General features: G+C 72.6%; 10 protein-coding genes. 4 read left to right on the forward strand and 6 right to left on the reverse strand.

Going from position 1 to position 8,859, the window contains the following annotated elements; all coding sequences use genetic code 11:
• The 3 genes from PD653B2_RS21895 to PD653B2_RS21905 all read right to left on the reverse strand — a co-directional run.
• The coding region (locus PD653B2_RS21895; RefSeq protein WP_123061238.1) for an aldehyde dehydrogenase family protein at nt 1-462 on the reverse strand (462 nt) is incomplete at its 3' end.
• A 51-nt stretch (nt 463-513) separates the two neighbouring features.
• Entirely contained in the window at nt 514-861 is a 348-nt protein-coding gene (locus PD653B2_RS21900; protein ID WP_085874546.1) for a DUF6912 family protein, read from the reverse strand.
• Nucleotides 858-2,309, reverse strand: coding sequence for a WS/DGAT/MGAT family O-acyltransferase (locus PD653B2_RS21905; protein ID WP_085874547.1), 1,452 nt, complete (start codon nt 2,307-2,309; stop codon nt 858-860). The genes PD653B2_RS21900 and PD653B2_RS21905 overlap by 4 nt, the downstream gene beginning before the upstream one ends.
• Before the next feature lie 158 nt (nt 2,310-2,467).
• Here PD653B2_RS21905 and PD653B2_RS21910 point away from each other — a divergent pair, with 158 nt between their 5' ends.
• Both PD653B2_RS21910 and PD653B2_RS21915 read left to right on the forward strand, forming a co-directional pair.
• Nucleotides 2,468-2,833, forward strand: coding sequence for a hypothetical protein (locus PD653B2_RS21910; protein ID WP_085874554.1), 366 nt, complete (start codon nt 2,468-2,470; stop codon nt 2,831-2,833).
• 1 nt (nt 2,834) lies between these two features.
• Nucleotides 2,835-4,163, forward strand: coding sequence for a hypothetical protein (locus PD653B2_RS21915; protein WP_085874548.1), 1,329 nt, complete (start codon nt 2,835-2,837; stop codon nt 4,161-4,163).
• Here the strand turns inward: PD653B2_RS21915 and PD653B2_RS21920 are convergent.
• Genes PD653B2_RS21920 through PD653B2_RS21930 form a run of 3 tightly spaced genes read right to left on the reverse strand, consistent with a single transcriptional unit; the run spans nt 4,160 to nt 6,891 of the window.
• The gene (locus PD653B2_RS21920) at nt 4,160-4,954 is read right to left on the reverse strand and encodes a hypothetical protein (protein ID WP_085874549.1); all 795 of its coding nucleotides are present in this window, start codon (nt 4,952-4,954) and stop codon (nt 4,160-4,162) included. The two genes, PD653B2_RS21915 and PD653B2_RS21920, sit on opposite strands and share 4 nt — an antisense overlap.
• Nucleotides 4,955-4,981: 27 nt before the next feature.
• On the reverse strand, nt 4,982-6,205 hold the full coding sequence (locus PD653B2_RS21925; protein ID WP_085874550.1) for an AAA family ATPase: 1,224 nt from the start codon (nt 6,203-6,205) through the stop codon (nt 4,982-4,984).
• 5 nt (nt 6,206-6,210) lie between these two features.
• Nucleotides 6,211-6,891 carry a hypothetical protein gene (locus PD653B2_RS21930; protein WP_133059114.1) on the reverse strand — a complete coding sequence of 227 codons (681 nt, stop codon included), beginning with the start codon at nt 6,889-6,891 and terminating at the stop codon, nt 6,211-6,213.
• A gap of 97 nt (nt 6,892-6,988) precedes the next feature.
• On the opposite strand from PD653B2_RS21930, the gene PD653B2_RS21935 reads away from it, so the two are divergent.
• On the forward strand, nt 6,989-7,231 hold the full coding sequence (locus tag PD653B2_RS21935) for a helix-turn-helix domain-containing protein (RefSeq protein ID WP_085874552.1): 243 nt from the start codon (nt 6,989-6,991) through the stop codon (nt 7,229-7,231).
• Nucleotides 7,232-7,268: 37 nt separating this feature from the next.
• Complete coding sequence (locus tag PD653B2_RS21940) at nt 7,269-8,594, forward strand: hypothetical protein (protein WP_133059113.1); 1,326 nt, start codon at nt 7,269-7,271, stop codon at nt 8,592-8,594.
• Nucleotides 8,595-8,859: the final 265 nt, after the last annotated feature.

The raw sequence follows: 8,859 nt of genomic DNA on the forward strand, positions 1-8,859 counted from the left end.
GTGGACGTTGAACCGCCAGAAATCGATGAGCTCGCACGCCGCGTCGATCTCGGCCTGGTGAGCCGTCTTCGACTGACCCAACATCGTCGCCGCGTTGATCCGCTGCCGCCACGGACCGGCCAACAGGTCCGCCGCCTTCAGCAGCACCGCCGCCCGGTCATCGAAGTCGAGGCCACGCCAACCAGGCGCCGCGTCGGCGGCGGCCCGGACAGCAGCCTTCGCGTCGGCCTGCGTGGAGTTCTTCAACACCCCGAGCACGTGCTGGTGATCATGCGGCTGCACGACCTTGATCTCGGCGCCGCCGCCGGCCTTCCTGCGGCCACCGATGTGGGCCTTGAGGTCACGGGGCTTCCTCTCCAGCCTCTCGATCTCCGCCAACAGAGCCTCCCGCTCGGGCGTACCCGGCGCATAGGTCAAGTTCGGCTCGTTGACCGGAGCCGGGGGTGTCGTCACTGCGTCCATGCCGGCGATGCTCTCAGACCCCGCGACGGGCCCCAAACGCCGCAGGGTCGATCAGAGCAGGTACTCGATCTCCTGGGTCGCGAACCACGCCAGGTCCTCGTCGGGGTCGGCGTCGACCGGGCGGTCCTCGGTATCCGCGTGGAGAGCGACCACCCGCTTCACCGGGATCGTCCAGCCGGGCTCCGGCTCCTTGTCGAGCTCAGCGACCACGACGACCCGGCGGCCGGGGCCGGTGAGCATCGCGGCGGAGGCGTCGGCAGCGGTCATCAGCGCGGCGTACTCCGCCTCCTCGGCGTCCTCGTCGGAGGTCACCGCGTCGTCGGTGACGACGAACTCCCCGGCGGCGTGCTGCTCGGCCAGGAGGGCCAGCGTCGTCGGCAGGTAGACCCGGACGCTCACGGCTGCTCCGTCGGCGGCTTGCGCTTGCGGCGTCCGCGCGGGGCCCGGGTGCGGCCGCTCGAGGCCGACTCGACGAGCTCGTCGAGCGCCTCCTGGATGCACGGGCCGAGCAGGTCGGCGTCGGGCAGCAGGTCGCGGTCGGCGGTGAGCCCGAAGTAGACGTGCCCGTCGTACGACGTCACGCCGATCGCCAACGGGTGCCCCTCGAGCAGCGGCGGCACCGGGTAGGTCGCGACCATCCGGGCCCCCGCGGCGTACAGCGGGGCCTGCGGACCGGGGACGTTCGTGACGCTGAGCTGGTAGCCGCGGCGTCGCTCGACCGCGGCCACCCGCGACCCGATCGCGTGGAACGTCGCCGGCGCGAAGCCGGAGATCGCGGTGAGCCGGCTCGCGGCCACGCTGCGGCCGCCGTCCTTGTGGGCCTGGAACGAGTAGGACACCTGGTGCAGCCGGACCACCGGGCTGGCCTCCCAGACCGGTAGGTCCACGAAGTGCGCGGCGATCTGGCTGCCGAGCGAGGTCGCCTCGAGCTCCTCGTCGATGACCGAGACGGGCACCAGGGCGCGGATCTGCCGCACCCCGCGCATCGACTCGCCGCGGGTCATCAGCCAGGACCGGAGCGCCCCGGTGATGGTCGCGAGGATGACGTCGTTGACCGTGCCGCCGTGGACGTCGCGGACCCTGCGGTAGTCGGCGAGGTCGGTGCGGACCGTGACCACGCGGCGCTGCTGCGAGAGCGGGCCGATGATCGGCGAGTCACCCTGGGGGGTGCGGTTGGTGAGCGCGTCGGCGACGCGACCGGCGGTGCGGCTGGTCGCGGACACGCCGCGCAGCACCGACCCGGTCTTGGTGCGGACCGTGTCGGAGACGGTCTCGGTGCCGCGGAGCGAGTCGCGGACGGCGCCGGCCATCAGGGAGAACGGCGAGGGCCGGCCGTGGGCGCGCCACTCGTCGCCGCCGAGCTCCTTGAGCTCCGGCGTCAGGTCGAGGAGCACCTGACCGAGGTCGACGGTCTCGATCCCGTCGACCAGCACCTGGTGGGACTTCGACAAGATCGCGACCTGGCCGTCGGCCAGCCCCTCGACGAAGTAGATCTCCCACAGCGGCCGGCTGCGATCGAGCGGGCGGGACACGATCCGGGAGACCAGCTCACGCAGCTGGTCGAGGCTGCCCGGGCGCGGCAGCGCGGACCGGCGTACGTGGTAGCCGATGTCGAAGTGGTCGTCGTCGACCCACACCGGGTTGGCCATCCGGCCGGGCACGGGCTGGATCCGCTGCCGGTAGCGCGGCACGAACGAGATCCGGTCCTCGACCAGGCGGACCAGGCGGGCGTAGTCGAACCCGGACTCGCCGGGGTCGAAGATCTCGACCGTCGCGTTGTGCATGGGCGTCGACGGAGACTCCTCAGCCAGCAGCGCCACGTCTCGTGGCCTGAGCCGCTCCGTCATGTGGTGTCCCTCGTGGGTCGCGCCGGGTCGCTCCGTCGGGGTACCCGTACCGGCGGCTTGTACAACGTGCGATTCTGGCAGACGTGACGGTCCACCGGGGCCGTCGTACCGCGAACGGACCTGCGCGGGTATCCACGAGCAGAAGGAAAATGTCGACGATGCGCCGAGCCATGGCCAGCCTGGCCGTAGTCCTGTGTGCCCTCACCGTCACCGCCGGATGTGGCAGTGACAGCGACGCCGGATCGGGCAGTGGCACCGATCCGTTGGTCATCGAGGTCACGATCTCCGGCGACAGCGTGACGCCGAACGGCGAGCGCGTCGAGGTCGCGGTCGGGCAGGAGATCCAGCTCGAGGTCACCGCCGACGAGGCGGGCGAGATCCACGTGCACTCCAGCCCCGAGCAGGAGCTCGAGTACGAAGCAGGCACGCACACGGTGACCATCCAGGGGATCGACAAGCCCGGCACGGTCGACGTCGAGTCGCACTCGCTCGAGAAGGTCATCGTCCAGCTCGAAGTGAGCTGAGGTGTCGTCGGGCGGCATCACACTCGCGCACGGGATCGGCGGGGCCAAGGACCTGCCGATCTCCCCCGAGCTGGCGATCGCCGGCGCGACCGCGGCGCTGGTCATCTCCTTCACGGTCCTGGCGATCGCCTGGCGCACCCCGCGGTACGACGCGGCCACCAGTGGCCGGCCGGCGCCGGACCGGCTCGCGTCGACCGTCGACTCGGCCGCCTGGCGGATCGGGCTGCGCACGCTGGGCATGGCGCTGTTCCTCTACGTCGCGGCCGCGTCGATCCTCGGCAAGGACCTGGTCATCAACCCGGTCTTCGGCGTCTTCTACGTGTGGTGGTGGGTGGGCATGGTCCCGCTCTCGCTGCTGCTCGGCCCGGTGTGGAAGGCGATCAGCCCGGTCCGCACCATCAACCTCGCGTTCGCGAAGGTCTCCGGCAGCGACCCCGAGCGCGGCATCCTCACCTACCCCGAGCGGCTCGGGCACTGGCCCGCGGCGGTCGGGCTCTTCGCGTTCGTCTGGCTCGAGCTCGTCTACCCGTTCTCGACCGAGCTGGGTCCGGTTCGCCTGTGGTGCGCGGCGTACGTCGCCCTGATGCTGATCGGCGGCGCCCTCTTCGGCAACACCTTCTACGAGCGCGCCGACCCGTTCGAGGTCTACTCCACGTTGGCCTCCCGACTGTCGATCTGGGGCCGCCGCGGCGACGTGCTGGTGATCCGCAGTCCCCTCGCCAACCTCGACACGACCCCGGTGCGGCCCGGCCTGGTCGCGGTCGTCGCGGTGCTCTTCGGCAGCACCGCCTTCGACTCCTTCAAGGACTCCGCCCGCTGGGTGCAGTTCATCCAGGGCGAGAGCGTGTCGCCGTACGTCATGAACAACATCGGGCTGCTGGCCTTCTGCGTCGGCGTCGGGCTGATCTTCGCGCTCGGGTGCGTGCTCACCGGGCTCGGCGACGACCTGAAGCGCACCGAGCTGCCCGACCAGCTGGCGCACTCGGTGGTGCCGATCATCATCGGCTACATCGTCGCCCACTACCTGAGCTACCTGGTCGAGGTCGGCCAGCTGACGCTGATCCAGCTGAGCGACCCGTTCAGCAACGGCAGCAACTACCTCGGCACCGGCAACCTGCAGGTCAGCTACTGGCTGAGCTACCACCCGACGCTGCTGGCCAACATCAAGGTGACGGCGGTCGTCGTCGGCCACGTGCTCGGCGTGATCGCCGCCCACGACCGGGCGATCAAGATCCTGCCGCCGCGGCACCAGCTCACCGGCCAGCTCCCGCTGCTGTTCGCGATGATCGCGTTCACCGTGGGCGGCCTCTACCTGTTGTTCGCCGCCTAGGCCGCGGCCGGACCGGCCGAGAGGCCGACCTCCCACGGGTAGGTGGCCGCGGCCACGAGGCCCTCGTCGACCACGTCCGCGAGGATCGTCGCGGCCGCGCACATCCGGGCCGCGCGGAAGACCGAGCTGCGCCGTACGACGTCGCTCTTCACCGCGGTGACCCGCTGGACCATCCGCAGCGACACCATCCGGTTGGTGAGGGTCGCCGCGGAGACGAGCTCGGCGGCCAGGCTCTCCCAGTGGCGCAGCGGGCTGTCCATCCAGACCCGGCCGACCGCGTCGGTCTGCGGCGCGCAGCCGGTGACGTCGGAGATGCTGCCCAGGATGTCGAGCACCTCGACGTGGGCCGGACCGAAGGCGAGCTCCTCCTCCGGTCCGATGAGCTGGCGCAGCGAGCGCATCGTCTCGTCCCGGACGTCCGGCGCGATCCAGGTCTCGAGGTGCAGCACGGTCGCGATATCGCAGGCGGCGTCGATGCCGCGCCGCTGGTCGCGGTCGAGTCCCGGGAGCCGGTCGAGGTAGAAGTGGAGCAGGTGGCGGCGGACCCGGACCTGGCGGACCAGCTGGTCGCCGGGGGCGCGCGCGGGGAGCACGGTGGGACTCAGTGGCCCGCGCAGCCGTCCCAGGAGTCCGAGCTCCTCACGCGACAGTCGCGGCAGGACCGCGGGGACCACCGAGCCCAGCAGCGGCGAGATCGCCGTGCTGCTCCCATCGGGATAGAGCAGGCGCGCCTCCATCTCGGAGGCCGCGGGCTCGAGGTCGTCGAGATTCCACTGGATGAGGATCGGCACGCCGGCGTCCGGCCTGAGGCGTCCGGGTCATGAACCGGTCACCGACTCGACCGGGGCGATCGCGTCCGCGAGGCGGGACACCGCACGGGTCAGCGGCGAGTCCCCCACCTCGGCCAGCGTCCGGCCGGCGACCAGCGCCCGATCGGTGGTGACCTGGTCCTCGGGGAGGAAGTAGAGTCCGGCGATCCGGGCGAACCCGGTCACCATCTCGGCGATGTCGCGCTCCGACCAGCCGAGGGTCGTCCGCATCCGGTTGACGACGACGTGCACCGCCCGGCTCCCGTCGAGCTCGCGGACCTCGACCAGCGCCCGGGCCAGCCGCGAGAGCCCGACCGGGTCGGCCCCGCCGACCACGACCACCTGGTCGGCGACGTCGAGCGCGCCGAGGGTCATCTGGTTGCGTCCAGGACGGGACCCGAACTCCGAGCCGGGGTCGTCCTCGAGGCTGAAGCCGGTGTCGACGACGACCTCGCCGTGCTCGCGGGCGACCTCGAGGAGGTGCTCGACCGAGCCCGACCGCACCTCGACCCAGCGGTCGGCACGCGGCAGCCCGGTCACCACGCTCAGGTGGCCGTCGATGCCGCGCTGCACGGACCCGAACCGCTCCGCGAGCTGGCCGGCCGTCGCCAACCGGGCCGCGGACAGCAGGCCGGACACCTCGTCCAGGACGCCGAGCTGCTGGGCCACGGCCCCGCCGTACGGGTCGGCGTCGACCAGGATCGTGCGCCGGCGCCGCCGGGCGATCGCGGCGGCGAGGCCGACGGCGACCGTCGTACGACCCGGGGCACCGGCCGGTCCCCAGACAGTGACGACCCGGCCGGGGCTGGCCGTGGCGACCACCGGCGGACCGTCGGGGGGTGCGCCGCGCGGCATCCGGACGACGGTCGCGGTCTCGGCGGCCGTGACGGCGTCCGGCAGCGCGGCCAGGTCGTCGTCGGTCACCACGAGCTGGATGCCGATCCGCGAGGCCCGGAGGCGGCCTCCGTCGAGGGTGACACCACCGGGGGCGATGGCGATCGGGCGCACCCCGTGCTTGCGGAGGTGGTCGACCGCGCTCCGGTCCAGGCCGGGGGCCTCGAGACCGACGACGGCCACGTCGGCCTGTCCCGCCGTCGCGGCGGCGAGCAGGTCGTCGACGTCGACGCAGCGCTTGAGGACCACGATCCCGGGGTCGTCGCCGAGCCGTTCGAGGGCCGGCGGCTCCCAGGCCGCGCCCGAGGCCACGATCAGCACCACGACGCGGTCGGGCACAGCCCTCAGCCCTTGCGCACGACGGTCAGCAGCGGGCTGTCGACGCGGCCGACGGCGGCGAAGTACGCCGCCGCGTCGGCCTCGGGGACCGCGAGCACGAGCTGGCGGCGGCCGGTCGCGGCCCCGAAGCCCGCGTCCGGGCTGGGCGCGTCGACGACGGTCGCCTCGGCCAGGACGGGCCCGCCCTCGAGGGACCGCCCCTTGCCCTGCCCCACGAGGTAGACGTCGACGACCGAGCCGGTCTGCACCGACGCCGGAACCTGCTCGGCCTCGACCGCGATCGGCAGCTCGACGGTGTCGCCGGTGTCGGAGGCGGAGCCGAGGGCGGCGCGGGGCAGCAGCTCGCCGGCGGTCACGCCGCGCACGAGGTGGAGGTCGGCCGGCAGCTCGTCGTCGACGGTGAAGTAGCCCTCGAGGTCGCCGTCGTCGGCGAACCGCACCCGGTGCGCGACGAGGTCGGCGGTCGTCAGCTCGGCACCCGGGCCGGCGTCGCCCGACACCGCCCACACCGCCACGGTGTCGTCGGCCGCCGCGAGGAGCCGAGCCCCGCCCAGGACGGAGACGGTCACGATCAGGAGCCCGATCCACAGACGCGGGTCGCGCCAACCGGGCCGGGCCGCGCGCGTGGCCGGCGGGACCGGGGCGGACACCCTGGCCCCGGGTTGGTGCGCCGTGCCGAGACTCACGCCGACATGATGGCCCCGCTCCGGCGCGGCGAAACACGTCATCCACAGGCCGCGCCCGCCGTCGCCGTCCGGCGGCCCCGGATGCGACGATGGGGTCATGGCCGGATCGCCCCGCTTCCTCACGCTCGCCGACGTGGCCGAGGTCCTCAACACGTCGAGCGCGCAGGTCTACGCCCTGGTCCGCCGGGGTGACCTGACCGCCATCAAGATCGGTGGCCGCGGCCAGTGGCGGGTCGAGTCGGCCCAGCTCGAGGAGTTCATCCAGCGGATGTACGCGGAGACGAAGACGTTCGTCGACGAGCACCCCTACGTCGAGGCGGAGCAGCGCCCCGAGGCGTGACCGCTCCTTCCTGGCTGCTGCGCGTACGGTCGTGCGCATGTCGCCGTTCGGAGCAGCGTTGTCCCTCGTGGGGGCCCTTCTCGTGGTTCCGCAGGCGGTGACGCCCCAGGCGTCGGCGAGCCCGGCGGCCACCTGCGACGGTCGACCCGCGACGATCGAGGCCCACGACCGGGAGGGCGTCTCCGGTACGGCGGGCGACGACGTCATCGTCACGACCGACGTACGCAGGGTGTACTCCGGCGACGGCGACGACGTGGTCTGCTACCGGCTGGTCGACAGGTCGTTCCGGCCGAGGGATCCCGCCTTCGTGTTCACGGCGAGCGGCAACGACCGCATCTTCGTGTCCGGGGGCGCCGGCGACCGGGTGCTCGTGGAACCGTCGTACGGTGACGACGTCGTCGTCGGCGGTCCCGAGGACGACGACGTCGACTTCCAGGGCGATCAGGACGGTGCTGCTGGCGCGGACCGTTACGACCTCGGCGCCGGAGCCGACCGGGTGGCGGTCGTCCCGACCTCGTTCGGGACCAACGACCTCACCGCGTCGCTCGGCCGGGGGGACGACACCATCGACCTCTACGCCGGCCTCGCCGACGAGGCCGACATCGACGGCGGTCCCGGCAACAACACGGTCGTCCTCGATACCCACGGTTGCGACGGCGAGTGGCAGGTGGACAACGTCGCGGGCGACCTCTCCTGCGACGGCCAGCGGCGACTGGGGACGTGGTCGCAGTTCGACAGCTTCCGCACTGACCTGCACCCACACGCGACGGTCAGCTTCCGGGGTGGGCCGCGCTCGGAGACGGTGGAGGCGCCCCATCACCTCGGCACGGTGCGCCTCGGGGGTGGAGATGACGCCCTGCTGGTGCAGAAGACCCAAGCGCTGATCGGGGCACGGCTCCAGGGCGGGCCCGGGCGCGACCTGCTGCTCGGCGACCTGCGCCTGCAGCACCGGCCCCAGGAGCTCCGTGTGGACCTCGCCCGAGGGCGGATCAGCTGGCTGACGCGGGTCGGGCATCCACTGAGAACGGCGCGGTTCTCCGGCCTGGAACGCCTGGCCGCGGGGTTCGAGGGCGACGTCACGGCCACCGGCAGCCGCGGTGACGACGAGCTCGCCGTGGATACCTGCGACGGCTCGGTCCACCTGACGGGCGGCGGGGGCGATGACGTGCTCACGCTCCGCGACGCGCGACTGAGCGACTTCGTGCGGACACACCAGATCCGCGAGTGCGACAGCGTCGCGCGCGGTCGTCTCGACGGCGGACCGGGTGCCGACGTGCTGCGCGGCGGCCCGGGGCGGGACCGCGCCGACGGGGGTCCGGGCCGCGACCGATGCACGCAGGTCGACGTCGCGATCAGGTGCTGACCGGCCCGTGAATGCAGGCCGCAGCCGGGGTGGTCGAGGGAGGACCACGCGGCAGCCGGGTGCGGGCATGGGTGTGGCCCCGTCGGCCGTGGCCGGCGGGGTCGGTGGGTCAGGTATGTCGTGGGTGGGTGAGGTCGTTGACGTGGACGTGGCCGTGGGGGCTGGTCCAGTGGAAGGTCCGGGGTGCGGTGCGTTGGTAGGTCCAGCCGCCGTGGGTTTTGAGGCGGTGGTGGTGGCGGCACAACGGGGCGAGGTTGCAGGAGCA

Source organism: Nocardioides sp. PD653-B2 (assembly GCF_002117935.1).
Lineage (GTDB): Bacteria > Actinomycetota > Actinomycetes > Propionibacteriales > Nocardioidaceae > Nocardioides.

Coding starts and splice junctions, on each gene's coding strand:
- PD653B2_RS21935 (WP_085874552.1), top strand. CDS start 6,989: ATGGCCGGATCGCCCCGCTTCCTCACGCTCGCCGACGTGGCCGAGGTC.
- PD653B2_RS21910 (WP_085874554.1), top strand. CDS start 2,468: ATGCGCCGAGCCATGGCCAGCCTGGCCGTAGTCCTGTGTGCCCTCACC.
- PD653B2_RS21905 (WP_085874547.1), bottom strand. CDS start 2,309: ATGACGGAGCGGCTCAGGCCACGAGACGTGGCGCTGCTGGCTGAGGAG.
- PD653B2_RS21940 (WP_133059113.1), top strand. CDS start 7,269: ATGTCGCCGTTCGGAGCAGCGTTGTCCCTCGTGGGGGCCCTTCTCGTG.